Raw genomic sequence first — 25,911 nt, forward strand, 5'->3', positions numbered from 1 at the left:
TGGCGCTTCGTGCGTCACCCGATTCTTCGTTCCCGAAGCAGACAGACCGGAGTACCGCATGCCGATCGTCACCCTGACGAATGTCTCGAAGACCTACCCCTCCCGCACGCGTGACGAGTCCGAGGTCGTGGCCGTGGACGACGTGACCCTGTCGATCGAGAAGGGCGACGTCTTCGGGATCATCGGATACTCGGGCGCCGGCAAGTCCACGCTCGTACGACTGATCAACGCGCTCGAGCCGGCGACGAGCGGGACCATCACCGTCGACGACGTCGACATCACAGCTCTCAAGGAGAGCGAGCTGCGCAAGGTCCGCGGCGGCATCGGGATGATCTTCCAGCAGTTCAACCTGTTCTCCTCGCGCAGCGTCAAGGCGAACATCGCCTACCCGCTCAAGCTGGCCGGATGGTCGAAGCCGGACATCGAGAAGCGGGTCGCCGAGCTGCTGAGCTTCGTGGGCCTGGCCGACAAGGCGAAGGCGTACCCCGAACAGCTCTCCGGTGGCCAGAAGCAGCGCGTCGGCATCGCCCGCGCCCTCGCCACCGGCCCGGCCATCCTCCTCGCCGACGAGGCCACCAGCGCACTCGACCCGCAGACCACGCACGAGGTGCTCGACCTGCTCAAGCGGGTCAACCAGGAGCAGGGCGTCACGATCGTCGTCATCACCCACGAGATGGACGTCATCCAGACGATCGCCACCAAGGTCGCGGTCATGGAGAACGGACGGGTGATCGAGCAGGGCGATGTCTTCGACGTGTTCTCCGCCCCGCAGAATCCGGCCTCGCAGCGCTTCGTCGGAACGGTCGTGAAGGGCGTCCCGTCGCCGTCCGAGCTCGGCGTGCTGCGGGAGCGCCACCGGGGCCGCCTCGTCACGTTCTCGTTCCGCGACGGCGACTCGTCGCAGGCTCAGGTCTTCCTCGACCTCGCCGGCGCCGGACTCGACTTCGAGCTCGTGTACGGCGGGATCAACGACATCCGGGGGCGCGCCTTCGGCCACCTCACACTCGCGATCCGGGGTGAGAGCGCCGTGATCGACCGCGCGCTCGAGCAGATCGGCCAGCGCGTCGAAGTCACCGAGATCGCAGAAGAGGAGGCACGCTGATGGATCGTCTGAACGAACTGTGGCCCGACCTCTGGAAGGCCGCCCTCGAGACCCTGTACATGACGTCGTTCGCACTCGTGCTGGGCGGCATCCTCGGTCTCGCGATCGGCGTCATCCTGTATGTCACCCGTCCGGGCGGGCTCGCCGAGAACCGGGCCGTGTCGGTCATCGCGAACCTCGGGGTGAACTTCTTCCGCCCGATCCCGTTCGTGCTCTTCGTCGCCGTGGCGCAGCCGTTCGCCCGCGCGGTGGTCGGCACCGGCATCGGCACCACGGCCGGCGCGTTCATGATCGGTCTGGCCGCGGCGTTCGCCATCGGCCGCATCGTCGAGCAGCACCTCGTGTCGGTGTCGCCCGGCGTGATCGAAGCCGCGCGCGCCATGGGCGCAGGTCCCGCGCGCATCCTGTTCACGGTCGCGATCCCCGAGTCGCTCGGACCGCTGATCCTCGGCTACACGTTCATCGTGGTGGCACTGATCGACATGACCGCGATGGCAGGCCTCATCGGCGGCGGCGGCCTCGGCGCGTTCGCCCAGATCTACGGCTTCCGGCAGTTCGAGCCGGTCGTCATGTGGACGGCGATCGTCCTCATCGTCGTCTTCGTCCACCTCGTGCAGATGCTCGGCACGTGGCTCGCGCGCAGGATCATGCGGCGCTGACGGGAGCCTCCTGCAGCGTGCGCGTCGTGGTGAAGACCCGCGGCGCGCCGCTCAGCGGATCGACGAAGTGCAGCTCGCGCGCGAGCAGCTGCATCGGCTTCTCGAAGTCGTCGGGCTTCTCGCCACGCAACTCGGGGTAGAACGGATCGTTCAGGATGCCGAGCCCCAGCGCGGCGAGATGCACGCGGAGCTGATGCATCTTGCCGCTGTGCGGGTGCAGGAGCGTGTGCACGACGCGATCGTCGGCATCGATCACGTCGATCTGCGTCTCGGCGTTCGGCTCCCGCTCGTCGTCGACCTGGACCTTCAGCTCATTGCGGAGCTTCACGATGTGGTTGCGGTAGACGAGCGGGAATCGTGAGGCATCCCAGTCGGCCGGACGAGCCGACACGGCCTCGTACACCTTCTGCACCTGCCGCGTCTCGAAGAGCAGCTGATACGGCCCTCTCGTGGCCGGTCGCGCCGAGAACATCAGCACTCCTGCCGTGGCCCTGTCCAAGCGGTGGATGGGGGCGAGCTCGTCGTTGTCGAGAAGGTTGCGCAGTCGGATCAGCGCCGAGTTCTGCAGGAACTTCCCGCCGGGGATGGTGGGCAGGAAATGCGGCTTGTCGATGACCACCAGATCGTCGTCCTGATGGAGGACCTCGATCTCCACGGGGAGACGGGTCTCGACGGGCGGGTCGCGGTAGTACCAGATGAACTCCTCGACCCCCAAGGGCGTGTCCCGTGCGAGAGGGGTGCCGTCGCGGGCGACGATCTCACCGCGATCGAAGCGGCTGAGCAGCCCCTCGGGATCGAGGTGGAAGAAGCGCTCGATCATGTACGCGCCGACGGTCGGCCATTCGCCGCTCATCGGCACGTGCAGACGCGTCGCGCCGACGCCGCCGCGCACCGGAAGAGGGGAGAGCATGCCCATCCGTCAGCCCCTCACGCGTCGAAGCTCAGGCTCAGCTTGCGCAGCAACGCAGCGAGCCGATCGCGGTCACCGCGGGACAGCGCCTGCAGCAGGTCGTCCTCGACGTCGACGAGGCGCGTGATCGCGGCATCCACCCGGATGCGTCCGTCGTCCGTGAGCGTCACGAGCACGCTGCGGCCGTCGGCCGGGTCGCCCTCCCGTCGCACGAAACGTCGGCCGACCAGACGGTCGATGCGATTGGTCATGGTGCCGCTCGACACCAGCGTCTGCTGCAGCAGCTGCTTGGGGGAGAGCTGGAAGGGCGCGCCCGCGCGGCGCAGAGCCGACAGCACGTCCCATTCCCAGGCCTCCAGGTCGCTGCGTCGGAACACATCTCTGCGAGCCCGGTCGAGCAGCCTGGTCAGGCGATCCATCCGCGACAGCACCTCGAGAGGCGAGAAGTCGAGGTCGGGGCGCTGGGTGTTCCAGGCGCCGACGATCCGATCAACCTCATCCGCCTCAGTCATCCGTCCATTATCGCCGGTAGCACGCAGGTGGACGTGGCAGACTTGATCCGCGGCGCCCTCGGGGGCCGCGGTCCGCCGTGGTGTAATGGCAGCACGACAGCCTTTGGAGCTGTTAGGTCTAGGTTCGAGTCCTGGCGGCGGAGCATGACTGGGAACCATCTCGCGATCATCGTCCTCGCCGCAGGCCAGGGCACCCGCATGCGCTCGCGTCTTCCGAAGGTGCTGCACCCGATCGGCGGGCGTCCGCTCGTCGGCCACGTGCTGACCACCGCGACGCGACTCGGCGCCGATCACATCGAGGTCGTCGTGCGGCATGAACGCGACCAGGTCGTCGCCGCACTCGAGAAGGACTACCCGACCGCGGTCTTCATCGATCAGGACGACGTCCCCGGCACCGGACGCGCAGTGCAGGTGGCTGTCGACGCGCTCCCTGCCGACTTCGACGGCGACGTGCTCGTGCTCTCGGGCGACTGCCCTCTCGCGGATGCGGACACGCTGGGCTCGTTCCTCGACGCGCACCGCGCCGCGCAGGCGGAGGCGACCCTCATGACCGCCGTGGTCGAGGACCCGACCGGCTACGGCCGCGTCATCCGCGACGCCGACGGCGGCGTCGATCGCGTCGTCGAGCAGAAGGATGCGACGACCGAAGAAGCTGCCGTCAGCGAGATCAACGCGGGCATGTACGTGTTCCGCGTCTCGACGCTCCGCAAGTACCTGCCGTCGGTGGGCGTCGACAACGCGCAGGGCGAGATGTATCTGACCGACGTGCCGGGGCTCCTCCGCCGCGATGGCAGCCGTGTGGCGGCATCCGTCGTCTCCGACGTCACCGTCACCTACGGCGTCAACGACCGCGCTCAGCTCGCGGAGGTCGGTCGTCTGCTCAACCGCCGCATCGTGCGGCGCTGGCAGCTCGAGGGCGTCACCGTGATCGATCCGGCGACGACGTGGATCGACGACGACGCGACCCTCGCGCCCGACGTCACGATCCTCCCGAACACGCACATCCTGCGGGCGACGACGATCGCCGAGGGCGCCATCATCGGACCGGACACCACCCTCGTCGACTGCGAGGTGGGAGAGGACGCGATCGTCCGCCGCACCGATGCGACGCTCGCGGTGATCGGTGCCGAGGCCACGGTCGGACCGTTCTCCTTCCTGCGGCCGGGCACCGTCCTGGGGGCCAGAGGCAAGATCGGCGCCTACGTCGAGACCAAGAACGCCGAGATCGGCGAAGGCAGCAAGGTGCCGCACCTGTCGTACGTCGGAGACGCGACCATCGGGCGAGGCGTCAACCTCGGTGCCAGCACGATCACCGCGAACTACGACGACGTGAACAAGCACCGCACGGTGGTCGAGGACGAGGTGCACACCGGCTCGCACACGACCCTCGTCGCGCCCGTTAGGCTGGGAGCCGGCGCCAAGACAGGTGCTGGCGCTGTCGTCCGCAAGGACGTCCCCGCCGGCTCCCTTGCCATGAGCGTCGCCCCTCAGCGCAACATCGAGGGTTGGGTCGAGAAGAACAGGGCAGGCACGGGCGCGGCAGACGCCGCAGCCCGAACCCGAGTGGCGGAGTAGGCAGAACGATGGCGCGCAAGAAGAAGACGGTCGATCTGGACAGGGACAACGGCATCGCTCCGGGTCTCGTTGCCAAGACCAAGAAGCGACTCGTGGTCGCAGGTGGTCGATCGCACCCCGAGCTCACCGCGGCGGTGGCCGCGTCGCTCGGAACAGAGGTCGTGCCGACAGAGCACCGCACCTTCGCATCCGGTGAGATCTACGCCCGGTTCGAGGTGTCGATCCGAGGCTGCGACCTCTTCCTGATCCAGACCTTCGGTGAGCCGGTCAACGAGTGGCTCATGGAGACCCTCATCATGATCGACGCCGCGAAGCGCGCGTCCGCCAAGCGCATCACCGTCGTCGCCCCGTACTATCCGTATTCGCGTCAGGACAAGAAGGGCCGCGGCCGTGAGCCGATCAGCGCCCGCCTCGTCGCCGACCTGCTGAAGACCGCCGGCGCAGACCGCGTGATGAGCGTCGACCTGCACGCCGCACAGATCCAGGGCTTCTTCGACGGTCCCGTCGACCACCTGTTCGCCAAGCCCGTGCTGCTCGAGTACTTCCAGCGCACGCTGAGCCCCGCCGACCGAGAGATCCTCACGGTCGTCTCGCCCGACATGGGTCGTGTCCGCGTGGCCGACACATGGTCCGACAGCCTCGGCGCCCCGCTGGCGATCATCCACAAGCGACGCGACCCGAAGGTCGCGAACCAGGTATCGGTGCACGAGATCGTCGGAGCGGTCGAGGGTCGCACCTGCCTGCTCGTCGACGACATGATCGACACCGGTGGAACCATCGTGAAGGCCGCGCAGGCGCTCAAGGCCAACGGCGCGCATCGCGTGATCGTCGCCGCGACGCACGCGATCTTCAGCGATCCGGCCTCGGAGCGTCTGCAGGACGCCTCGATCGACGAGGTCGTGATCACCGACACGATCCCGCTCACCGAGTCGCGTCGCTGGGACAAGCTGACGGTCCTCCCGATCGCCCCGATGCTCGCGCGTGCGATCCACGAGGTCTTCGAAGACGGATCCGTCACGAGCATGTTCGGCGGAGACGCGTAAGCGACTCATATATCGGGCACAGCCTGCACATAGACGGGCTCCCTACGGTCGAATCAACACATCGATCAAGGCCGGGAGGACCATCATGATCCGCATGACTGTACCGACTTCTGTTCGCAAGAGCGCCGCCCTGGTCGGCGTCGCCGGGCTCCTCGTGCTCGCCGGTTGCTCCGGCACCGCGGATGCCGAAGACCAGTCCACCGACGCCGGAACCGACACGAGCACCGAGTCGACGGATTCGGGCGCATCGACGAGCGGCGACTACACCGACGGCACGTACACGGCCGACGGTTCGTACCAGACCCCCGAGACGGTCGAGAAGATCAGCGTGACCCTCACCGTCGCCGACGGCCTGGTCACCGAGGTCGAGGTGACCGGTGACCCGCAGGCACGCGAGAGCGAGCAGTACCAGGGGCAGTTCATCGACGGGATCTCGGATGAGGTCGTGGGCAAGTCGCTCGACGAGATCGAGGTCAGTCGAGTGGCCGGATCGTCGCTCACCAGCGGCGGGTTCAACGAGGCCGTCGAGTCGATCAAGGAGCAGGCGGCCGCCTGAGGCGCCTGACCACGTATGGCGATCTGGCGTTTCGACGCGATCGGCACGGCCTGGGAGATCGAGACGTCGCACGAGCTCGACGAGCGTGACCGTGAGCGAGTCGGGGCCGAGATCGAGCGGTTCGACCGAGAGTGGTCGCGGTTCCGTGACGACTCCTCGGTCACGCGGGTCGGCCGTGACGGCGGCTCGATCTCCTCGCCTGATACGGGAACGATGCTCGATGCCTTCCGCGAGCTGTCCCGCGCGACCCACGGGGCGGTCAACCCGCTCGTCGCCGACAGCCTGTCGGCCCTGGGCTACGACTCGTCGTACTCGCTCGTCGCGCACGATCCCGTCGCTGCGCCCGGCGACTGGACGTCCCTGCTGGACTGGACGCCGGGGGAGGCCACGGCATCCGTTCCCGCCCTCCTCGATGTCGGGGCCCTCGGCAAGGGACGCCTCGTCGACCTCGTCGCCGCGGTGCTCTCCGACGTTCCCGGGAGTGTCGTGGTCGATGCCGGCGGTGACATGAGAGTTCGCGGCGATGCCGTTCGGGTGGGCCTCGAGCATCCATACGATCCGACGAAGGCGATCGGAGTGATCGAACTGCAGGATGCCGCGCTGTGCGCCTCGGCGGTCAATCGCCGTGCGTGGGGCGACGGACTGCATCACGTCCTCGACGCTCGCACCGGCGTGCCCGTGCGGACATGGGCGGCCACGTGGGCGATCGCCCCCGACGCGATGCGAGCGGACGCGGTCGCGACTGCCCTGTTCTTCGAGGGCGGGCCAGAGATCGCCGCATCGTGGGGCGTGGAGTGGGTGCGGATGACGACCGACGGGCGGGCGGAACGCTCGAACGGCTGCCCCGCTCAGCTGTTCACCACCCGCCGTTGAATCAACGAAGTAGGGAAGAGTAGACCTGTGATCACCTCCATCACCGCACTGCGGCAGCGGGTCCTTGCGTTGCTCGGCGGCATCTCGATGTATCGCCTGGTGCTGTTCGCGCTGCTGACGCTGGCGCTCATCGCTGTGGTGCTCTCAGCTCTCGGCGTGATCGTCTCACCCACGCCGGTCGAGATCCTCGCATCCTTCGTCGTCCTGGCCATGGTCATCTCGCTGGTGGACGCAGCGGCCCAGCGAATCCTGCGCCTTCCATGGCGTATCGAGTCGTCGCTGGTCACCGCGCTGATCCTGCTCTTCGTGCTCCGCCCCGGCATCGAGCCAAATGCCCTGCTCGGCCTCGCCATCGCCGGAGCCGTCGCGAGCCTCTCCAAGTACCTGATCGCGTGGCGGGGTCGGCACATCCTCAACCCGGCGGCGTTCGGCGCTGCCGTCGTGTCGATCCTCGGGTCGTTCGGAGCGTTCGAATGGCTCGGGACCTCGTCGTCCTGGTGGGTGGGCACCCCGTCACTCTTCATCCCCGTCCTGATCCTCGGGCTCGCCGTGCTGTGGCGCACCGAGAAGGTGCGGATCGTCGTCGTGTTCCTCGTCGTCGCCATCGCCGTCTCGGTCCTTCGTCAGGCCGTGCAGGCGCAGGAGTTCGCGATCGACTTCGACGCCGGCTCCGCCCTCTCGTTCGCGATCCTGCAGTCTCCGTTCCTGTTCCTCGGTGCGTTCATGCTGTCGGAGCCGTTGACTCTGCCGCCGCGCCGGTGGCAGCAGTTCTCGGTGGCAGTTCTCGTCGGCGTGCTCGCCGGCTGGCCGATCGCGATCGGCGGCCTCTTCACGCTCGGGCAGGAGCGTGCTCTGCTCATCGGAAACCTCCTGGCCTTCGCCTTCGCGCTGCGCGGATCCGTGCGTCTCGTGCTCGAGAAGCGGCAGTTCATCACGCCGACGGCTCAGGAGCTGACGTTCCATGCGAAGGGCACGCTGAAGTTCCTGCCGGGGCAGTACCTCGAGCTGGACGTGCCGCACGCCCGCCCGGATGCGCGCGGAACCCGTCGCGAGTTCAGCATCGTCTCGGCGCCGGCCGACCTCCCGACGCTGCGCATCGCCTACAAGGACGGCGATCAGAAGCATCCCTCGAGCTACAAGCGCGCGCTGGCGGCCGCCGAGCCGGGTGCTGCGCTCGCGGTGACCGGCACATGGGGCGACTTCCTGCTTCCACGCGCCGAGACCCCGGTGCTGATGGTGGCCGCGGGCATCGGCGTCACGCCGTTCGTGTCGCAACTGCGACAGCTGATGCTGACCGAGCAGCAGCGTGACGTGGTTCTCGTCTACGTGGCATCCGACAGCTCGGAGCTCGCGTTCCGCGACGAGCTGGCCGCGACCGGTGCGCGCGTGATCGTGTTCACCCGGGACGAGCCTGTCGACCTGCCCTCGCGCTGGACCTGGGCCCAGGGTGTGCGCCTCGACGCGGCGGCTCTCGAGCACTACGTCCCGGACATCGGCGAGAGGCATTCCTACATCTCCGGCCCGCCGCGGCTGATCGCCGACCTCGCTCCCGCCCTGCAGAAGGCGCGGTCGCTCACGACAGACGCCTTCGCCGGGTACTGAGTCCGGTCTGTTCGGTGTCGCCCGGCGCCACGTGCAGGACGCCAGCACGTTCTGCGGGCCGGTTCTCCTGATTCCGTCCTGCATTCGTGCCTCGGTCCTGCAAGTGGTACAGGCTGTGCGTCGCCGAAGCGCGCCGTAGATCGCGGGGGTGGGTCTCCCGGTGCCGCGTGCCGCGTGCAGGACGCCAGCACGTTCTGCGGGGTGGTTTTCCTGATTCCATCCTGCATTCGTGCCTTGGTCCTGCAACCGGTACGTCAGATGCGTGCGCGAAGGCGATCGACGGCCGCAAGGATGGCGGCTTCCACGACCGGCCAGTCGTGGACGATCATCGCGTAGTCGAAGCGCAACGTCTCATATCCCTGCCTGGATGCCTCCGCATCGCGCAGCAGATCTCGATGGCGGTGCGATGCGCTGTCGTGATTCTCCGCCCCGTCGGCTTCGAGGATGAGCAGCTCATGGAGCACGAAGTCCACGCGCCCGACCGAAGGAATGTCGACCTGACATTCGAGATGGATCCCGAGCAGGTGAAGCCGAAGACGAAGCAGCGACTCGAGGCCGCTGTCGGCATCCGTCCGAGCCAGATCGACCAGCCACCGAGCCTTCGCCGGGAGGCGGGATCGGATGCGGGCGCGCCCTGCCGCTCCGATCTTGCGCAGCTGCAGGGCCGACTCGATCGAGACGAAGAACGACTCATCGCCCTTGCAGAGATAGACGTGAACAAGGGCGTCCTCGAGGGGAGCGAGGCCGAGAACCGTCCGTCCGCCGAAGTAGTGGCCGGTGCAGGTGCATGCGATGTGGTGGTTTCGGCCGTGCGTGCCGAGCCAGACATGCGGATTCGTATCGTCCTCGAGCGTCCAGATGCCGTGCATGCGCAGTGCACGAGAGCAGGTCAGCGCGCCTCCGTGCGCGGCAGAGGTGAGAACGTCGGCGGGAGCGGATGGCGTCGCGAACACGCCGTTGCGGACGCGAGTGATCGTGCCGTCGCGAATGGCTGACGAGAGCATCCGTCTGCTCAGCCCGAACTGGCGAAGAGTCGTACCCCTGGCCAGATCACCCAGGTGAGAGAGGACGTGTGCGGCGGTCGGCATCTGATCGATCCTGCCCGTTCTGAGGCGGGGGACGGAGAGGAGTCGAGGGTCGTGGAAGGTATCGGCTGATAGCCCGACCTGTGCAGAAGAGAAGTCGTGGGTCCGTGCGGTCGTCTGCTTCACCGTCTGGAGGATGAGAGCACGGTTGCAGGATCGAAGTCGTCGGTTCGTCCTGCGAACGTGCCGCGGCCCCGCAACCGGCCCTGGGGGAGGGCCGGCGCAGAGGGGAGCGTGTTCCGTCTGCAGGATGAGAGCACGGTTGCAGGATCGAAGTCGTCGGTTCGTCCTGCAAGCGTGCCGCGGCCCCGCAGCCGGCCCGGGGGGAGGGCCGGCACAGAGGGGAGCGTGTTCCGTCTGCAGGATGAGAGCACGGTTGCAGGATCAAAGTCGTCGGTTCGCCTTGCAGAAGTGCCTCGGTCCCGCAGACGGCTCTGCGGGACCGAGGGGAGACGAAGGCGCCGTCAGTCCGAGGCGGCCGCCGGGTTGATCGGGAGCCGCACGCTGAAGGTCGTGTCTCCGGGCTCGCTGTCGACCGTGAGGTGACCGCCGTGTCCTTCGACGATCGCCTTCGCGATGGCCAGTCCGAGCCCCGTGCCGCCCGTCTGGCGGGCGCGGGAGCTGTCACCGCGGGCGAAGCGTGCGAAGAGCTCGTCCCGCACCCCGGGGTCGATGCCCGGGCCGTTGTCGTGCACGCGCAGCACGGCCTCGTCGCCTTCACGGGCCACGCTGAGGGTGATCGACGTACCGGCAGGCGTGTGCGTCCGCGCATTCGCGAGCAGGTTCGCGACGACCTGGTGCATGCGGCCCGCATCGCCGACGATGACGATGGGCTCGTCCGGCGCCTCGATGTTCCAGTGGTGGTCGGCTGCGGTCGGGCGCGCGTCGGAGAGCCCCTCCAGCGCGAGCTGCGTCAGATCGACGGTGCCGTAGACGAGTTCTCGTCCCTCGTCGAGACGGGCGAGCAGCAGCAGATCCTCCACCAGGCGCGTCATGCGCAGGGACTGGGCCTGGATGCGCTCGAGCGACGTCGTGGTGCTCTCGACGGCCGCCTCTCCGCCCTGCTGCTTCAGCGCACGCAGAGAGAGCTCGGAGTAGCCGCGGATCGACGACAGAGGTGTGCGCAGCTCGTGGCTCGCGTCGGCGACGAACCGACGCATCCGCTCTTCATTCTTCTGACGGGAGGCGAGAGAGGCGTTGACATGGTCGAGCAGCTTGTTGAGGGAGGAGCCGACGAGACCCGTCTCGGTCCGCGGATCGGCCTCCGCGGCAGGCACCCGCTCGGTGATCTGCACCTCTCCGCGGTCGAGGGGCTGGTTCGCCACCCGCGTCGCCGTCGCGGCGACCGCACGCAGCGGTCTCAGTCCGACGCGGATCGTGATCGCCGTCGTGAGAGCGAGGAGGATCAGACCGCCGATCGTTGCGAGGGCGATCACGGTGAGCAGTGTGGCCAGCTGATTCTGGATCTCGGTCCGGGGGAGACCGGTGACCACATTCACACCGTTGGGCGCCTGCTTCGCGAAGACCATGTACGAACCGAAGTCGTCCAGGGCGACGGTGGCGCTGGGCTGGCCGGCAAGTGCTGCGTCGATCCGTTCGAGGTCCGCGCTGGTCAACTTCTGCGGGACGCCGCCCCACTCGTCCTTGGTGTCGGGGAAGAGCACGCCGCTGGTGCCACCCTCGGTGCTGGACACCGCCAGCAGGAGTCCCGGAACCCGCGCATCGTTGATCTCGAGGATGTTGTCCATGTTCGCGAACTGGGCCGGTACCCGGCTGACCCACTGCGTCACCTGATTCGAGTAGCTGTGCAGGCGATCCTCGAGCTGCCGTTCGAGCGTGCTGCCGAGCAGCGCACTGGTGATCACGGCGACGATCACGAGGATGAGCGAGACGAAGCCGATCACGGCTGTCATCAGCCGTGTCTGCAGACTCATCGGCCGTCTGGCCATCCCCGTGCTGCTCACTGAGGCGCCTTGATCATGTAGCCGACACCGCGCACGGTGTGCAGCAGCGGGGTGCGTCCGGCGTCGATCTTCTTGCGGAGGTACGAGATGTACAGCTCGACGACCGAGGACTTGCCGCCGAAGTCGTAGCTCCACACGCGATCGAGGATCTGCGCCTTCGACAGCACTCTGCGTTCGTTGCGCATGAGGTAGCGGAGCAGCTCGAACTCGGTCGCGGTCAGCTCGATCTCGGTGCCATCGCGCATGACCTCGTGGCTGTCCTCATTGAGGGTGAGGTCGGCGACGCGGAGGATCGACTGACCGTCGTCGGCGGTCGCGTGTCCCGTGCGACGGATGATCGCGCGCAGACGTGCGATGACCTCTTCGAGACTGAACGGCTTGGTGACATAGTCGTCGCCGCCGGCGGTGAGGCCGGCGACGCGGTCGCCCACGGCATCCTTCGCGGTCAGGAACAGCACGGGCACGAGGCTGCCCGACTCGCGGAGGCGCCGCAGCACGGCCATGCCGTCGAGGTCGGGCATCATGATGTCGAGCACGAGAGCGTCGGGTTCGAACTCGCGCGCGACCTGCAGAGCTTCGAGGCCGGACGACGCCGTGCGCACCTCCCAGCCCTCCATCCGCAGAGCCATCGCGAGCAGGTCGGTGAGCATCTGCTCGTCGTCGACGGCGAGGATGCGCAGGGGGGAGCCGTCGGGGCGGCGCAGTTCGGGAAGATCAGTGCTCATGAGTACATTCTGCGGAATCACCTATGGGGTTTCTATGGAGTGCGCTATGCGTCGCCTGTGAGAAAGCACCCATAGCCTTCTCATCATCGGTCCCTCGATATCGCAAAAGTCCGGTCTTTAGCGTCGACATCGGCCCCGCGAACGGCGCGGCAGAAGGAGACACATGTACGGGACATATCTGCGGCGCGAGTTGGCGGGCCGCAAGAAGCAGACGATGATCGTCGCGATCGGACTCGCGATCGCGATCGCCCTGGTGATCATCGTGAACGCCCTCACGGCAGGAGTTCGGGATGCGCAGGCGCAGGCGCTGGAATCGGTGTACGGCGTGGGCACCGACCTCACGGTCACCGGTGCCGCGGCGGAACCGGGGGAGGGCGGCGGGCAGCGCTTCGACTTCGGCTCGGAGGACGGCGCGACCGAGGGCGACACGACCACACTGAGCCAGTCGACTCTCATGACGGACTTCATGCGCGGCACGCTCGACGCGTCCGTGCTCGACACGGTGACCTCGACGGATGGCGTGATGGCGGCATCCGCTGCTCTCAGCCTCACGAACTCGACGTTCTCGGGCGAGCTGCCCAGCGGCGGGTTCGGCGAGCAGGACGCCACGACAGAGGGCACTGCGCCGGCCGAGGGTCAGGCGCCGCCGCAAGGTGGAGCGGGTGGCACGGGTGGCGGCTCGTTCGGCGTCGATTCATTCACCGTGCTCGGCATCGACCCGGCCGTGACGTCAGTGGGTCCGCTCGCCTCGGTCGAGGTCGGCGATGGCCGGGCTCTCGACACGGAAGACGCCGGGGCACTCGTCGCGCTCGTCGACGCGACGTACGCGACCACGAACGAGATCGCCGTCGGCGACACCATCGACGTCGCAGGCTCCGATGTGGAGATCGTGGGGATCGTGGCTTCCACCGCGGACTCCGCCGACACCGCTGCCGACGTCTATCTGCCCCTCGACACGGCGCAGGATCTCTCCGCAGCCGGAGACATCGTCTCCACGGTGTACGTGCAGGCCGAGTCCGCATCGTCGATCGACGCGGTGCAGGCGGCCCTCGCAGAAGAGCTGCCCGACGCGACGATCACCTCGCAGTCCGAGCTCGCCGCCACCGTCTCCGGTTCGCTGTCCAGTGCCACGTCGCTGATCACGAACCTCGGCACCTGGCTGTCGATCATCGTGCTCGCCGTGGCCGTGCTGCTCTCGGTGCTGCTGACGCTGTCCGGCGTCTCGCGCCGCACCCGCGAGTTCGGCACGCTCAAGGCGATCGGCTGGTCGAACGGTCGCGTCGTGCGCCAGGTCGCGGGCGAGTCGATCGTCCAGGGGCTGATCGGTGGCGTCGTGGGGCTCGCACTCGGCATCGCCGGCATCGTTGTGATCGATCTCGTGAAGCCGACCGTCGCGGCTGCTGCCGCGAGCACCGCGGAAGGTGGCCCCGGCGGGATGGGCGGCGGGCCCACCGGAGGTGGCGACATGTTCCAGACGCAACAGGCGGCCGACATCGTGCTGCACGCACCGTTCACACCGTGGGTGCTGGTCGCCGCGGTCGGCCTCGCCGTGCTCGGCGGTCTCGTGGCAGGAGCATTCGGAGGCTGGCGCGCGGCCCGCCTCAGCCCGGCAGAGGCACTGCGCTCCGTCGCCTGACGGACCCTCGATCACCCATCGCACGACAAGGAGATACGACATGACCATCGCAGACATCGCCCCTTCTGCGAGCGGCACGGATGCCGCGGCGCCGCTGTACCGCGCGCAGGGTGTCACTCGCACGTACACGCAGAAGGGACGCACGGTGAAGGCGCTCACGGGGGTCGACCTCACGATCCTTCCCGGTGAGTTCGTCACCATCCAGGGGCCGACCGGAGGGGGCAAGTCGACTCTCCTGCAGATGCTGGGCGCGCTCGACAAGCCCTCCTCCGGCTCGTTGAAGCTCGGTGACATCGAGCTGGCGTCAGCATCCGCGAGGGAGCTCAGCCGCATCCGTGCCCAAGAGATCGGCTTCGTGTTCCAAGGGTTCAACCTCATCCCCACGCTGACGGCGGCCGAGAACGTGGACATGGCCCTCGAGCCCACCGACCTGAGCCGGACCGAACGGACGGCTCGCGTCGCCGAGGCTCTCGCTCACGTCGGGCTCGCCGACCGCGGCGACCACCTGCCCACCGAGCTGTCGGGCGGTCAGCAGCAGCGTGTGGCGATCGCGCGGGCGATCGTGAAGCGACCCCGCGTGCTGCTCGCGGACGAGCCCACAGGCAACCTCGACGAGAGCATGCGTGATGAGATCCTCACGCTGCTCCAGGGGCTGTGCGCGGAAGGGATCACCATGATCGTCGTCACTCACGACTCGGCGGTGGCGCGCCGGGCCACCAGACGCCTTCGGCTGGCGAAGGGCACGGTGCAGGACATCACCCGGTGAGACATGACGAAGGCCCCGGCGGAATCGCCGGGGCCTTCTTCATGTCTGCGACGCGCTCAGTGCGTGTCTTCGGCTTCGATCTCGGTGCGGTCGCCCGACCACTGCGTGTGGAAGGTGCCCGGCTTGTCGATGCGCTTGTAGGTGTGCGCCCCGAAGAAGTCGCGCTGGCCCTGCACGAGGGCTGCGGGGAGGCGGTCGGCGCGGATGCCGTCGTAGTACGACAGCGACGACGAGAACGCCGGAGCCGGGATGCCGGCCTGTGCCGCCGCGACCACGACGCGACGCCACGGCGCCTGAGCGCGCGTGATCGCCTCGGTGAAGTACGGAGCCGTCAGCAGCACGGGAAGACCGGGCTCTGCCGCGTATGCATCGGCGATGCGGTTGAGGAACTGCGCACGGATGATGCAGCCGCCGCGCCAGATCTTGCTGATGGCGCCCAGGTCGATGTTCCAGCCGTATTCGGCAGCGCCCGCGCGGATCTCGTCGAAGCCCTGCGAGTACGCGACGATCTTCGATGCGTAGAGCGCGAGACGGACGTCCTCGATGAAAGCGGCCTCGTCGGCGACGACGAACTCCTCGTCCGGGCCCGGGAGGGCTCCGGCGACCTCGCGCTGCTCGGGGTGCGACGACAGCGAGCGGGCGAACGTGGCCTCGGCGATGCCGGAGACGGGAACGCCGAGCGACAGCGCGGTCTGGACGGTCCACGCTCCGGTGCCCTTGGCTCCGGCCTGGTCGAGGATGACGTCGACGAGCGGCTTGCCGGTCTCGGCATCGACCTGGCGCAGCACCTCTGCGGTGATCTCGATCAGGTACGACTCGAGCTCGCCCTTGTTCCATTCGGCGAAGATCTCGGCGATCTCGGCGGGCGACTTGCCCGTGCCGCGGCGGATGAGGTCATAGGCCTCGGCGATGAGCTGCATGTCGGCGTACTCGATGCCGTTGTGCACCATCTTGACGAAGTGTCCGGCACCGTCGTGTCCGACGTGCGTGACGCACGGCTCGCCCTCGGCGATCGCGGCGATCGACTTGAGGATCGGGCCGAGGGTGATCCACGACTCGTCCGAGCCGCCGGGCATGATCGACGGGCCCGTGAGTGCGCCCTCCTCGCCGCCCGAGATCCCGGCGCCGACGAAGTTGATTCCGGTCTCACGGACCGCCTTCTCGCGGCGGATCGTGTCGGGGAAGTACGCGTTGCCGCCGTCGACGATGATGTCGCCCGGCTCGAAGACCTCGACCAGCGAGTCGATCACGGCGTCCGTCGGGCCGCCGGCCTTGACCATGATGATCGCGGTGCGCGGCTTCTGCAGCGAGTCGGCGAACTCCTGGTAGGTCTGGGCGGGGATGAAGCCGGCCTCAGGGTGATCGGAGACGAGCGTCGCGGTCTTCTCGTAGCTGCGGTTGAAGATCGCCACCGTGTTGCCCTCGCGGCTGGCGAGGTTGCGGGCGAGGTTCGAACCCATGACGGCGAGTCCGACGACTCCGATGTTCGCTGATGCTTCGGGCACAGATGGCTCCTAGATCGAGAAGAAGGGGATGCTCCCAGATTATCGCGGCGTCCGGGGTGGTGCTCCCGTGTGACGGGTGGTGACGGACGCGAGGAGGTCAGTCCTTGCGGTATCCCGAGCGCCCCAGGGAGAACAGGGCCGCGAAGGTGAAGCCTGCGGCGCACACGGTCATCGCGCCGATGAGCCAGGCGATCGCGTGGGAGAAGAAGACGCCGTCGAGCATGAGAGAACTCCGTGTTCTGCAGAGAGGGGATCGGTGTTCTCAGCCTACCGGCTCATCCGGTACCATGAGAGGAGTACCTCGGCGAGGGATGCTTCTGCGCGTGCGCTGGCATCCGTTATCGACGCGGCGAAGCAAGCCGGTGGCTTTCCTCACGTGTCTGCGTTCGAGAACAATTCCAAGACCACCGCGTAGCTGTCGCTGCGTGCCCCGAAGGAGAACCCCATGTCTGAAGACACCAAGGTCAAGGCCGAGCTCCGCGAGAGCTTCGGCAAGGGCTTCGCCCGTCGTCTGCGCGCCGCAGGCAAGATCCCCGCCGTGATCTACGGCCACGGCACCGACCCGGTGCACGTCGCACTGCCCGGCCACCAGGTCTCGCTGATCATCCGCCGTGCGAACGCTCTGCTCGAGCTCGACATCGACGGCAGGGACCAGCTCGCCCTCGTCAAGGACGTCCAGCGCGACCCGGTGCACCAGATCATCGAGCACATCGACCTGCTCGTCGTCCGCAAGGGCGAGAAGGTCACGATCGACGTTCCCGTCGTCGTCACCGGAGAGTCGGCTCCCGGAACGATCGTCAACCAGGACGCGAACACGCTGTCGATCGAGGCCGAGGCCACGCATCTTCCGCAGAACGTCGAGGTCTCGGTCGAGGGTCTCGAGGACGGCACGCACATCACCGCCGCCGAGGTCAAGCTCCCCAAGGGATCGACGCTGCTGACCGACCCCGAGGTTCTCGTCGTCGCGATCTCGATCCCGGCCGAGGAGTCGCTCGAAGAGGACGAGGCCGGCGCCGACGAGGCTGCCGCCGAGGAGGCTCCCGCCGCGGAGTGATCTCCGCAGGCGCAGCGCACAGCTGACTGCAACACAGAGGGGGCGCGAGCATATCGCGCCCCCTCTGTCATATTCTGACCCGGGCACCGCGAAGGGCCCGCATTCCGAGAGGACGACCACATGGCATCCACCTGGCTCGTGGTGGGACTCGGCAACCCCGGCCCCCGATACGCGGATACGCGTCACAACATCGGCCAGATGGTCGTCGATGAGCTCGCCTCACGCCGCGGCGAGAACTTTCGGGAGCACAAGGGCGGCGCGCGCGTCGTCGAGACCTGGCTGCGCCCGGGCGGCGACAAGCTCGTGCTCGCCAAGCCGAACACGTTCATGAACGTGTCCGGGACGCCGGTCGCCGCCCTGGCGCGGTTCTACTCGGTGCCGCCGGAGCAGATCATCGTCGTCCACGATGAGCTCGACATCCCGTTCGACACCGTCAAGCTCAAGACCGGCGGAGGCCACGGCGGGCACAACGGCGTCCGAGACATCGCCCGTGCCATCACCACTCCGGATTTCCCGCGGGTGCGGGTCGGCATCGGTCGACCGATGGGGCGCCAGGACCCCGCGGACTGGGTGCTCTCGCCGTTCGGCAAGGACGAGCGCGCGAACCTGCCCATCCTCGTGTCCGACGCGGCGGACGCGGTCGAGCTGCTCGTCGAGGACGGACTGCTCGCCGCTCAGCAGAAGCACCACGCTCCACGGTGAGAGACGGGGCGGTGCACCCGTCGCGTGCCCCGCGGCTACGGCAGGAAGCCGGTCGCCGTTCCCGTCGACAGTGTCACCAGCAGCACGACCCAGAAGATGATCGGGCCGAGCACGGCGACCACGAGGGCGGCGATGCCCGCACCGCGCGCCTGCTTCTTGCGAATGGCGATGATGCCGATGACGATGGCGGCGATGCCGAGGATGGTCCCCGTCCAGAACGAGATCTCCGCCCACAGGACTTGGTCCCTCGCGGGAGAGAGGATCGACAGGAAGTCCGGTGCCGTCGTGTCGAGACCGCCCGGAAGACGACGTCCGATCTCGAAGCCCATGATGCCGGCGACGATCGGCGTGACCACGCTTGCCACGATCGCCAGGATCAAAGCCAGGATGCCGAGCAGCCCTGACTTCTTCTCCGCGATCACCGGTGCCTGGTATGCGCCCGCGGGCGCTGCGTAGCCTCCGACCGGAACCTGGTAGGCGCCGGGAGGAGCCGCCTGCGGTGCGGGAGCGCCCTGGTACGAGGGCGGAGCACCCTGATAGGCCGGGGGAGCGCTCTGGTATGAGGGCGGAGCACCCTGATAGGCCGGGGGAGCGCTCTGGTATGCGGGCGGAGCACCCTGATAGGCCGGGGGAGCGCTCTGGTATGCGGGCGGCGCCGGGGGAGTCGACGAGTACGCAGCGGGCGCTGGCGGCACGGGCGGAGCGAAGTGCTGCTGCTCGTCGGCCGATCGGGGCGCGGGAGGCACAGGGGGGACGGCACCGGACGGGGGCTGCTGCGGATCAGTCACGCCCCCATCCTATGGCTGGCCAGGTCAGACGCGACGAAGCAGTCCGACCCGGTCGTAGACCGCTCCGAGAGTGGCGTCGGCGACGGCATCCGCACGCGCGGCGTTCTGCGCGAGGATCCGATCGAGTTCAGCAGGGTCGTCGAGCAGCTCGAGCGCGCGGGCACGCACCGGCTCGAACTCGTTCACGACGACCTCGGCGAGTCCCTTCTTGAAGTCCCCGTAACCGCGGCCCGCGTACTCATCCTCGATCGCCGGAACCTGACGTCCCGACAGCGCGGCGTAGATGGTCAGCAGGTTGGACACGCCGGGCTTGGTGTCGCGGTCGAAGCGCACCGATCCTTCGTTGTCCGTGACGGCCCGCATGATCTTCTTCGCCGACTTCGCCGGGTCGTCGAGCATCCAGAGGACTCCCGCATCGCTCTCGGCGGACTTCGACATCTTCGACGTCGGGTTCTGCAGGTCGTAGATGCGCGCCGTGTCCTTCTGGATCACGGGGCGGGGCACGACGAACGTGTCCCCGAAACGGGAATTGAAGCGCTCGGCGAGGTCGCGGGTCAGCTCGACGTGCTGCTTCTGGTCGTCGCCGACCGGCACGACATCGGTCTGATACAGCAGGATGTCAGCTGCCATCAGAACCGGGTAGGTGAAGAGACCGACGCTGGTGGCATCCGCTCCGTAGCGCGCTGACTTGTCCTTGAACTGCGTCATGCGACCGGCTTCTCCGAAACCGGTGATCGTCGACAGGATCCAGGCCAGCTCGGCGTGCGCGCGGACGTGAGACTGCACGTAGAGCGTCGAGAGGGAGGGCTCGATGCCGGCGGCGATGTACTGAGCAGCGGTGCGGCGTGTCTTCTCGCGCAGCTCGGCGGGATCCTGTGCGACGGTGAGCGCATGCAGATCGACGACGGAGAAGTATGCGTCGTACGAGCTCTGCAGATCCCGCCACTGCAGGAGCGCTCCGATGTAATTGCCGATCTGAAGCGAGTCGGCGGAGGGCTGCATTCCTGAGTAAAGGCGAGGTTTCGTCACGACATCAATCCTAGGCGGCGCCGGTCGTGCCGGACCGCGCGAACCGGGTCCGTCCGAACCCGGGCGCCGCCTGCTGTTCAGTAGGTGTAATCGACGACCACCGGAGCATGGTCGCTCCAGCGCTCGTCATAGGCGGCCGCGCGGGCGACGTGATAGGCAGTGACCCGTTCGGCGAGAGCCGGAGTGGCGAGGTGGTAGTCGATGCGCCACCCGGAATCGTTGTCGAACGCCTGCCCGCGCATCGACCACCAGGTGTACGGCCCCTCGACCTCGCCGTGGAACACCCGGCCCACGTCGACCCAGCCGAGACCGGTGCCGGTCGAGCCGTCGACGCCCTCGACGGTCTCACCCGCCGCTCCGAGGAATCTGTCGAAGTACGCCCGCTCACGGGGCAGGAATCCCGCCTTCTTGCGGTTGCCGCGCCAGTTCTTGATGTCGAGTTCGCGGTGGCCCACGTTCAGGTCCCCGGTGACGAGCGCGAGTGCCCCGTCGTCCGCGCCGAGCTCGGCCAGTCGGGCACCGAACGCGTCGAGGAACTTCCACTTCTCCTCCTGCTTCGGAGTGTCGGCCTCGCCGCTGTGTACGTAAGCGCTCACGACCGTGAGAGGGCGGTCGCCGATGAGGAAGTCCGCTTCGATCCAGCGACCCTTCGAGTCGAAGTCGGCATCGCCGAAGTCGGTGCGCGAGGCGAGAGCCGGCAGCCGGCTGGCGATGGCCACGCCGGCGCGACCCTTGGCGGTCGCCTCGTCGTGCACGAACGTCCATCCGGGCAAGGCCGCTTCGAGATGCTCGTCCTGGCCGCGGACCTCCTGCAGAGTGAGGACGTCGACGTCTGCCGCGTCGAGCCACGCGCTCATGCCGTTGCGAGCCGCCGCTCGGATCCCGTTGACATTGACCGTGGCGATTCGCAGATGAGGCATGGTTCCAGCCTAACGAGCGCCACCGACATCGCGTGTCCGCTGCAGCTCGGCCAGCAGCCGCTGCGCGAGTGGCGACGCGGTGTCGACGGGCGGGGGCGCGGACGCCTCCAGCTCCGCCAGTTCCCGCTCCGCCGCCTGCACGGCTCGACGCGCGCCCCATACGCCGTACCAGGGTGCGGTGTCGCGTGCCGCGTGCGCGTCGCGGACGCGGATGCGGGCGGCCATTAGCAGGGTCTCATGCTCGACGATCCGACGCTCGGCCTCCGACTGAGCCAGCAGCGGCAGATCCCGGTCCTGGGCGGCGACGGCGATCCATGACGATGCCACGAGCATCACCACCCCGTTCACCCGGAACCACAGCAGCAGGCCGATGAAGATCGCGAACGTGGCCAGAAGCGGGTTGGAGGGCGTGTAGCTGAGGAGGAACCCTGCACCGTACTGCAGCACCGTCATCGCGGCGCCGCCGAGGATCGCGCCGGGCCAGATCGTGCGCCAGTGGAGCGTCGTCCCCGTGAGGAAGCGCACCATCGCGGCCAGAGCGGCGGACATCAGGACGAACGACACGATGACCGTGCCGATGCGGATGCTGAGGTTCAGCCCGTCGGATCCCGAGTCCCAGCCGAGGAGGCTCAGGAGCCAGCTCAGCATCGCCGCACTGGCGGAGCTGAGGATCGACCCCACGATGAGCGAGACGCCGAAGATCAGCGCGGCGAGAAGATCCCGAGCCTTGAGGATCACGTAACTGCGAGTGTCCGGAGGGAGGCCGAAAATGTCCCTCGTGGCGCGACGTGAGAAGGTCACCCACCCGATCGCGGTCCAGATCACCGTGCCGAGGGCGATGAGACCTGTCACTCCCAGGAGGCTGGCCGTGCTCGCGGCGATCTCCTTCACCTGATCCGGGGTGAACACCCCGCCCTGATCGAGGATCAGATTGGGAACGTAGCTGTTGATGATGACGATCAGACCGTCGACCGCCTCCGTGCTGCCACCGAGCCAGATCCCGATGATGGCGAAGGCGAGGTACACAGCCGCGAAGATCGCGAAGAGGGCCTGATAGCTGACCCCGGCAGCGAGAAGGAATCCGTTGTGCTGCAGGAAATGACGCCAGACACGCACGGGGAACAGGCCCAGAGTGCGCTGGGTCAGAGCGGTCGCCCTCTCCACGGCCGCGTCCAGGCGACCGGGCTCGGGGGCGGCGTGGTGTTCGGACACGTCCTCACCCTATCCAAGCGACGAGAACGGGCGGGCACCCATCAGGGTGCCCGCCCGTTCTCAGGTCGGCGACGGTGTCAGGGACGACCGCGCAGGACTGCCTGCTTGACCTCGGCGATGGCCTTCGTGACCTCGATGCCGCGGGGGCACGCCTCGGAGCAGTTGAAGGTCGTGCGGCAGCGCCAGACGCCCTCCTTGTCGTTGAGGATGTCGAGACGGACCGCAGCGTTGTCGTCGCGGGAGTCGAAGATGAACCGGTGCGCGTTCACGATCGCCGCCGGTCCGAAGTACTGTCCGTCGGTCCAGAAGACGGGGCACGACGAGGTGCATGCGGCGCACAGGATGCACTTGGTGGTGTCATCGAAGATCTCGCGATCGGCGATGCTCTGGACGCGCTCCTTGCCCTTCTCGGGCACCGAGTTCGCGACGAGGAACGGCTGCACCTCGCGGTACGACGCGAAGAAAGGCTCCATGTCGACGACGAGGTCCTTCTCGAGAGGCAGACCCTTGATCGCCTCGACGTAGATCGGCTTCGAGATGTCGAGATCCTTGATCAGCGTCTTGCAGGCGAGGCGGTTACGGCCGTTGATGCGCATGGCGTCGGAGCCGCAGATGCCGTGGGCGCACGAGCGCCGGAACGTCAGCGACCCGTCGACCTCCCACTTGATCTTGTGCAGTGCGTCGAGGACGCGGTCCGTGGAGTAGAGCTCCACGTCGTAGTCGACCCAGTGCGGCTCGGAGTCGATCTCCGGATCGAACCGGCGGATGTTGAACGTGACGATGAAGGACTGGATGCCCGTCTCCTCCGTCGTGTCCGCGGGAGCTTCGGCGATGGCGTTCGACATGCTCAGTACTTCCTCTCCATCGGCGGGTAGTTCAACTCGCCCTGCTCGTTCTTCGTGAAGACGACCGGCTTCCAGTCGAGCTTGATGTGATCGCTCGGAGTGGAGGAGTGCGGGTCACCCGTCAGGTAGGCCATCGTGTGCTGCATGTACTTCTCGTCGTCACGCGTGGGGAAGTCGTCGCGCATGTGGCCGCCACGGCTCTCCTCACGGTTCTGGGCCGCGTAGACGACGACCTCCGCGATGTCGAGGAGGAAGCCGAGCTCGACAGCCTCGAGCAGGTCGGTGTTGAACCGCTTGCCCTTGTCGTCGACGTGCACGTTCTTGTAGCGATCGCGCAGCTCGGCGATCACGCCGAGGACGTGCTCGAGCGAGTCGTGCGTGCGGAACACCTGCGCGCCCTTGTCCATCTCGTCCTGGAGCGCCTTGCGCAGGACGGCGATGCGCTCGGTTCCCTGGTTGTTGCGCAGGCCCTCGAGCATGTCGGAGACGAATGCCGCGGGGTTCTCGGGCAGCGGCACGAACTCGGCGGTCTTGACGTACTCCACCGCGTTGCGTCCTGCGCGCTTGCCGAACACGTTGATGTCGAGCAGCGAGTTGGTTCCGAGCCGGTTGGCGCCGTGCACCGAGACGCACGCGCATTCGCCGGCCGCGTAAAGGCCGGGCACGACGGTGGTGTTGTCGGCGAGCACCTCGGCGGCGTTGTTGGTGGGGATGCCGCCCATCGCGTAGTGCGCGGTCGGCATGACCGGAACCGGCTCCACGACCGGGTCGACGCCGAGGTACGTGCGTGCGAACTCGGTGATGTCGGGCAGCTTGGTCTCGAGGACCTCTGCGCCGAGGTGGGTGCAGTCGAGCAGCACGTAGTCCTTGTGCGGGCCGGCACCGCGGCCCTCCGCGACCTCCTGGACCATGCAGCGCGCGACGATGTCACGAGGCGCGAGGTCCTTGATGGTCGGAGCGTAGCGCTCCATGAAGCGCTCGCCCGATGCGTTGCGCAGGATCGCGCCCTCGCCTCGCGCTCCCTCGGTGAGGAGGATGCCGAGGCCGGCGAGACCTGTCGGGTGGAACTGGAAGAACTCGAGGTCCTCGAGGGGGAGGCCCTTGCGCCAGACGATGCCGACTCCGTCACCCGTCAGGGTGTGGGCGTTGGAGGTCGTCTTGAAGATCTTGCCGAAGCCGCCGGTCGCGAAGATCACGGCCTTGGCCTGGAACACGTGCAGCTCGCCCGTCGAGAGGTCGTAGGCGACGACGCCTGAGACCTGGGTCTTGCCGTCGGCATCCTTCACCGTGAGCAGATCGAGCACGTAGAACTCGTTGAAGAAGTTGATGCCGAGCTTGACGCAGTTCTGGAAGAGCGTCTGCAGGATCATGTGGCCGGTGCGGTCAGCGGCGTAGCAGGCCCGGCGTACCGGGGTCTTGCCGTGCTCGGCGGTGTGGCCGCCGAATCGACGCTGATCGATCTTGCCCTCGGGCGTGCGGTTGAAGGGGAGACCCATGTTCTCGAGGTCGATGACCGCGTCGATCGCCTCCTTGGCGAGGATCTCCGCCGCATCCTGGTCGACGAGGTAGTCGCCGCCCTTGACCGTGTCGAAGGTGTGCCACTCCCAGCTGTCCTCCTCGACGTTGGCCAGCGCCGCCGCCATGCCGCCCTGCGCCGCACCCGTGTGCGAGCGAGTGGGGTAGAGCTTGGAGATGACCGCGGTCTTCGCGCCGGAGCCGGCCTCGATGGCCGCTCGCATGCCGGCGCCGCCAGCGCCCACGATGACGATGTCGAACTGGTGGTAATGCACGCCGTCGCGCACGACGGAATCCTGGGTCTCGGTAGTCACTTCTCGTATGCCTTCTCTTCTACTTGCCCAGCGTCTGGCACTGTTCCCACAGTGTGCTCGACTCGGTCACGCCGAGGCACGGGTCGAAGGTGAAGACGACCAGGGTGCCGAGGATGATGAGCAGCGCCGCGGCCAGGCCGAGGGCCCAGGTCAGCGCCTTGCGAGCGGTGTTGTTCGTCACGTAGTCGTTGACGATCGTGCGCATGCCGTTGGCGCCGTGGATCAGTGCCAGCCACAGCATCAGGACGTCCCACCACTGCCAGAACGGCGTGGCGAACTTGCCCGCGATGAACGCGAAGTCGAGGGCATGGATGCCCTCGCCGACCATCAGGTTGATGAAGAGGTGGCCGAAGATCAGCACGACGAGCACGACGCCCGAGGCGCGCATGAACACCCAGCCCCACTTCTCGAGGTTGAAGCCGCGCTGACGGCGGATGGGCGCGGCGACGGTCTGAGCGGCCATCAGTGTCCTCCTCCGAAGCCGGCGAACGCGAGCATCAGGTGACGCGGCACGAAGCCGGCCATGATGATGCCCCAGACGAGGAGCACGCCCCAGAACAGCTGACGCTGGTACTTCGCGCCCTTCGACCAGAAGTCGACGGCGATGATGCGGAGGCCGTTCATCGCGTGGAACACGATGCCGGCGACCAGCACGACCTCGCCGAGGGCCATGATCGGGTTCTTGTAGGTTCCGATGACCGCGTTGTAGGCCTCGGGCGACACCCTGATGAGTGCAGTGTCGAGCACATGCACCAACAGGAAGAAGAAGATGGCGACTCCGGTGATGCGGTGAAGCACCCACGACCACATGCCCTCGCGACCCCGGTAGAGGGTGCCGCGCGGCGTCTTGGAAGTGGTTTCCGAAATCGACGGTGTCAAGCGAGCGCTTGTGGACACGGTCGTCCTCCCTGGATCGATGTGACTCGGTCGCGTGCGATGCGTCTTCCAAGCGTGAGCCTGCTGTCGTCAGGCACGGCCGATCGGACACCATCCTATTCCCGTGTGACGGGTGCGGGCGA

General features: G+C 67.5%; 26 protein-coding genes and 1 tRNA gene. 12 read left to right on the plus strand and 15 right to left on the minus strand.

Going from position 1 to position 25,911, the window contains the following annotated elements:
* Positions 1–58: 58 nt before the first annotated feature.
* Both ASE34_RS15930 and ASE34_RS15935 read left to right on the plus strand, forming a co-directional pair.
* The gene (locus tag ASE34_RS15930) at positions 59–1,102 is read left to right on the plus strand and encodes a methionine ABC transporter ATP-binding protein (RefSeq protein ID WP_056280029.1); all 1,044 of its coding nucleotides are present in this window, start codon (positions 59–61) and stop codon (positions 1,100–1,102) included.
* Positions 1,102–1,761 carry a methionine ABC transporter permease gene (locus ASE34_RS15935; RefSeq protein WP_053097064.1) on the plus strand — a complete coding sequence of 220 codons (660 nt, stop codon included), beginning with the start codon at positions 1,102–1,104 and terminating at the stop codon, positions 1,759–1,761. Before ASE34_RS15930 ends, ASE34_RS15935 begins: the two co-directional genes overlap by 1 nt.
* Here ASE34_RS15935 and ASE34_RS15940 read toward each other — a convergent pair.
* Positions 1,748–2,671, minus strand: coding sequence for a pseudouridine synthase (locus ASE34_RS15940; protein ID WP_200955190.1), 924 nt, complete (start codon positions 2,669–2,671; stop codon positions 1,748–1,750). The genes ASE34_RS15935 and ASE34_RS15940 overlap by 14 nt on opposite strands.
* A gap of 17 nt (positions 2,672–2,688) precedes the next feature.
* Entirely contained in the window at positions 2,689–3,183 is a 495-nt protein-coding gene (locus ASE34_RS15945; RefSeq protein WP_053097060.1) for a MarR family winged helix-turn-helix transcriptional regulator, read from the minus strand.
* Between the two features lie 71 nt (positions 3,184–3,254).
* On the opposite strand from ASE34_RS15945, the gene ASE34_RS15950 reads away from it, so the two are divergent.
* From ASE34_RS15950 to ASE34_RS15975, 6 genes are all read left to right on the plus strand, one after another.
* Positions 3,255–3,326, plus strand: a tRNA-Gln gene (locus ASE34_RS15950).
* A gap of 1 nt (position 3,327) precedes the next feature.
* Positions 3,328–4,758, plus strand: a complete 1,431-nt coding sequence (gene glmU / locus ASE34_RS15955) for a bifunctional UDP-N-acetylglucosamine diphosphorylase/glucosamine-1-phosphate N-acetyltransferase GlmU (RefSeq protein WP_056280032.1) — start codon at positions 3,328–3,330, stop codon at positions 4,756–4,758.
* An 8-nt stretch (positions 4,759–4,766) separates the two neighbouring features.
* Complete coding sequence (locus tag ASE34_RS15960) at positions 4,767–5,801, plus strand: ribose-phosphate diphosphokinase (RefSeq protein ID WP_053097056.1); 1,035 nt, start codon at positions 4,767–4,769, stop codon at positions 5,799–5,801.
* Between the two features lie 85 nt (positions 5,802–5,886).
* Positions 5,887–6,357, plus strand: coding sequence for an FMN-binding protein (locus ASE34_RS15965; RefSeq protein WP_056280034.1), 471 nt, complete (start codon positions 5,887–5,889; stop codon positions 6,355–6,357).
* Positions 6,358–6,372: 15 nt separating this feature from the next.
* Positions 6,373–7,230, plus strand: a complete 858-nt coding sequence (locus tag ASE34_RS15970; protein WP_056280036.1) for an FAD:protein FMN transferase — start codon at positions 6,373–6,375, stop codon at positions 7,228–7,230.
* A 27-nt stretch (positions 7,231–7,257) separates the two neighbouring features.
* Complete coding sequence (locus tag ASE34_RS15975; protein WP_056280038.1) at positions 7,258–8,832, plus strand: FAD-dependent oxidoreductase; 1,575 nt, start codon at positions 7,258–7,260, stop codon at positions 8,830–8,832.
* Between the two features lie 254 nt (positions 8,833–9,086).
* On the opposite strand, the gene ASE34_RS15980 is transcribed toward ASE34_RS15975, so the two are convergent.
* From ASE34_RS15980 to ASE34_RS15990, 3 genes are all read right to left on the minus strand, one after another.
* Entirely contained in the window at positions 9,087–9,920 is an 834-nt protein-coding gene (locus tag ASE34_RS15980; RefSeq protein ID WP_056280040.1) for a DUF559 domain-containing protein, read from the minus strand.
* A 461-nt stretch (positions 9,921–10,381) separates the two neighbouring features.
* Positions 10,382–11,851 (minus strand): sensor histidine kinase, encoded by a 1,470-nt coding sequence (locus ASE34_RS15985; protein ID WP_056280042.1) that lies wholly within the window; start codon positions 11,849–11,851, stop codon positions 10,382–10,384.
* A 26-nt stretch (positions 11,852–11,877) separates the two neighbouring features.
* Complete coding sequence (locus ASE34_RS15990) at positions 11,878–12,606, minus strand: response regulator transcription factor (RefSeq protein ID WP_056280043.1); 729 nt, start codon at positions 12,604–12,606, stop codon at positions 11,878–11,880.
* 163 nt (positions 12,607–12,769) lie between these two features.
* Here ASE34_RS15990 and ASE34_RS15995 point away from each other — a divergent pair, with 163 nt between their 5' ends.
* Both ASE34_RS15995 and ASE34_RS16000 read left to right on the plus strand, forming a co-directional pair.
* Positions 12,770–14,242 carry an ABC transporter permease gene (locus ASE34_RS15995; protein WP_056280045.1) on the plus strand — a complete coding sequence of 491 codons (1,473 nt, stop codon included), beginning with the start codon at positions 12,770–12,772 and terminating at the stop codon, positions 14,240–14,242.
* A gap of 40 nt (positions 14,243–14,282) precedes the next feature.
* Positions 14,283–15,008: an ABC transporter ATP-binding protein gene (locus tag ASE34_RS16000; RefSeq protein WP_082586682.1), complete on the plus strand. Its 726-nt coding sequence runs from the start codon at positions 14,283–14,285 to the stop codon at positions 15,006–15,008.
* A gap of 56 nt (positions 15,009–15,064) precedes the next feature.
* Here the strand turns inward: ASE34_RS16000 and gndA are convergent, their stop codons facing one another.
* Together gndA and ASE34_RS18295 are read right to left on the minus strand one after the other, a co-directional pair.
* Positions 15,065–16,513, minus strand: coding sequence for an NADP-dependent phosphogluconate dehydrogenase (gndA, locus tag ASE34_RS16005; protein WP_053097041.1), 1,449 nt, complete (start codon positions 16,511–16,513; stop codon positions 15,065–15,067).
* A 97-nt stretch (positions 16,514–16,610) separates the two neighbouring features.
* The gene (locus ASE34_RS18295) at positions 16,611–16,736 is read right to left on the minus strand and encodes a hypothetical protein (RefSeq protein ID WP_256381367.1); all 126 of its coding nucleotides are present in this window, start codon (positions 16,734–16,736) and stop codon (positions 16,611–16,613) included.
* Between the two features lie 222 nt (positions 16,737–16,958).
* On the opposite strand from ASE34_RS18295, the gene ASE34_RS16010 reads away from it, so the two are divergent.
* Together ASE34_RS16010 and pth are read left to right on the plus strand one after the other, a co-directional pair.
* The gene (locus tag ASE34_RS16010; protein ID WP_056280047.1) at positions 16,959–17,567 is read left to right on the plus strand and encodes a 50S ribosomal protein L25/general stress protein Ctc; all 609 of its coding nucleotides are present in this window, start codon (positions 16,959–16,961) and stop codon (positions 17,565–17,567) included.
* A 120-nt stretch (positions 17,568–17,687) separates the two neighbouring features.
* Entirely contained in the window at positions 17,688–18,269 is a 582-nt protein-coding gene (gene pth, locus ASE34_RS16015) for an aminoacyl-tRNA hydrolase (RefSeq protein WP_056280049.1), read from the plus strand.
* Between the two features lie 35 nt (positions 18,270–18,304).
* On the opposite strand, the gene ASE34_RS18210 is transcribed toward pth, so the two are convergent.
* The 8 genes from ASE34_RS18210 to sdhC form a co-directional block, all read right to left on the minus strand.
* The gene (locus ASE34_RS18210) at positions 18,305–19,057 is read right to left on the minus strand and encodes a hypothetical protein (RefSeq protein ID WP_235567519.1); all 753 of its coding nucleotides are present in this window, start codon (positions 19,055–19,057) and stop codon (positions 18,305–18,307) included.
* Between the two features lie 24 nt (positions 19,058–19,081).
* Positions 19,082–20,086 carry a tryptophan--tRNA ligase gene (trpS, locus tag ASE34_RS16025; RefSeq protein ID WP_072591541.1) on the minus strand — a complete coding sequence of 335 codons (1,005 nt, stop codon included), beginning with the start codon at positions 20,084–20,086 and terminating at the stop codon, positions 19,082–19,084.
* A gap of 77 nt (positions 20,087–20,163) precedes the next feature.
* Positions 20,164–21,006, minus strand: a complete 843-nt coding sequence (locus ASE34_RS16030) for an exodeoxyribonuclease III (RefSeq protein WP_053097033.1) — start codon at positions 21,004–21,006, stop codon at positions 20,164–20,166.
* A gap of 9 nt (positions 21,007–21,015) precedes the next feature.
* A complete protein-coding gene (locus tag ASE34_RS16035) occupies positions 21,016–22,218 on the minus strand; it encodes a YihY/virulence factor BrkB family protein (protein WP_056280051.1) in 1,203 nt (400 codons plus the stop codon).
* Between the two features lie 77 nt (positions 22,219–22,295).
* A complete protein-coding gene (locus ASE34_RS16040) occupies positions 22,296–23,063 on the minus strand; it encodes a succinate dehydrogenase iron-sulfur subunit (RefSeq protein WP_053097029.1) in 768 nt (255 codons plus the stop codon).
* Positions 23,064–23,065: 2 nt separating this feature from the next.
* Positions 23,066–24,892: a succinate dehydrogenase flavoprotein subunit gene (sdhA, locus tag ASE34_RS16045; protein WP_053097027.1), complete on the minus strand. Its 1,827-nt coding sequence runs from the start codon at positions 24,890–24,892 to the stop codon at positions 23,066–23,068.
* A gap of 19 nt (positions 24,893–24,911) precedes the next feature.
* Positions 24,912–25,355, minus strand: coding sequence for a succinate dehydrogenase hydrophobic membrane anchor subunit (locus ASE34_RS16050; RefSeq protein ID WP_053097025.1), 444 nt, complete (start codon positions 25,353–25,355; stop codon positions 24,912–24,914).
* A complete protein-coding gene (gene sdhC / locus ASE34_RS16055) occupies positions 25,355–25,789 on the minus strand; it encodes a succinate dehydrogenase, cytochrome b556 subunit (RefSeq protein WP_072591539.1) in 435 nt (144 codons plus the stop codon). The genes ASE34_RS16050 and sdhC overlap by 1 nt, the downstream gene beginning before the upstream one ends.
* Positions 25,790–25,911 lie beyond the last annotated feature (122 nt).

This window comes from Microbacterium sp. Root280D1 (genome assembly GCF_001428975.1).
Taxonomy (GTDB): Bacteria; Actinomycetota; Actinomycetes; order Actinomycetales; family Microbacteriaceae; genus Microbacterium.

Bases quoted from the DNA above. Each gene is read 5' to 3' on its own strand.
- ASE34_RS15930 (WP_056280029.1), top strand. From the start codon at position 59: ATGCCGATCGTCACCCTGACGAATGTCTCGAAGACCTACCCCTCCCGC.
- ASE34_RS15935 (WP_053097064.1), top strand. From the start codon at position 1,102: ATGGATCGTCTGAACGAACTGTGGCCCGACCTCTGGAAGGCCGCCCTC.
- ASE34_RS15940 (WP_200955190.1), bottom strand. From the start codon at position 2,671: ATGCTCTCCCCTCTTCCGGTGCGCGGCGGCGTCGGCGCGACGCGTCTG.
- ASE34_RS15945 (WP_053097060.1), bottom strand. From the start codon at position 3,183: ATGACTGAGGCGGATGAGGTTGATCGGATCGTCGGCGCCTGGAACACC.
- glmU (WP_056280032.1), top strand. From the start codon at position 3,328: ATGACTGGGAACCATCTCGCGATCATCGTCCTCGCCGCAGGCCAGGGC.
- ASE34_RS15960 (WP_053097056.1), top strand. From the start codon at position 4,767: ATGGCGCGCAAGAAGAAGACGGTCGATCTGGACAGGGACAACGGCATC.
- ASE34_RS15965 (WP_056280034.1), top strand. From the start codon at position 5,887: ATGATCCGCATGACTGTACCGACTTCTGTTCGCAAGAGCGCCGCCCTG.
- ASE34_RS15970 (WP_056280036.1), top strand. From the start codon at position 6,373: ATGGCGATCTGGCGTTTCGACGCGATCGGCACGGCCTGGGAGATCGAG.
- ASE34_RS15980 (WP_056280040.1), bottom strand. From the start codon at position 9,920: ATGCCGACCGCCGCACACGTCCTCTCTCACCTGGGTGATCTGGCCAGG.
- ASE34_RS15985 (WP_056280042.1), bottom strand. From the start codon at position 11,851: ATGAGTCTGCAGACACGGCTGATGACAGCCGTGATCGGCTTCGTCTCG.
- ASE34_RS15990 (WP_056280043.1), bottom strand. From the start codon at position 12,606: ATGAGCACTGATCTTCCCGAACTGCGCCGCCCCGACGGCTCCCCCCTG.
- ASE34_RS15995 (WP_056280045.1), top strand. From the start codon at position 12,770: ATGTACGGGACATATCTGCGGCGCGAGTTGGCGGGCCGCAAGAAGCAG.
- ASE34_RS16000 (WP_082586682.1), top strand. From the start codon at position 14,283: ATGACCATCGCAGACATCGCCCCTTCTGCGAGCGGCACGGATGCCGCG.
- ASE34_RS18295 (WP_256381367.1), bottom strand. From the start codon at position 16,736: ATGCTCGACGGCGTCTTCTTCTCCCACGCGATCGCCTGGCTCATCGGC.
- ASE34_RS16010 (WP_056280047.1), top strand. From the start codon at position 16,959: ATGTCTGAAGACACCAAGGTCAAGGCCGAGCTCCGCGAGAGCTTCGGC.
- pth (WP_056280049.1), top strand. From the start codon at position 17,688: ATGGCATCCACCTGGCTCGTGGTGGGACTCGGCAACCCCGGCCCCCGA.
- ASE34_RS16030 (WP_053097033.1), bottom strand. From the start codon at position 21,006: ATGCCTCATCTGCGAATCGCCACGGTCAATGTCAACGGGATCCGAGCG.
- ASE34_RS16040 (WP_053097029.1), bottom strand. From the start codon at position 23,063: ATGTCGAACGCCATCGCCGAAGCTCCCGCGGACACGACGGAGGAGACG.
- ASE34_RS16050 (WP_053097025.1), bottom strand. From the start codon at position 25,355: ATGGCCGCTCAGACCGTCGCCGCGCCCATCCGCCGTCAGCGCGGCTTC.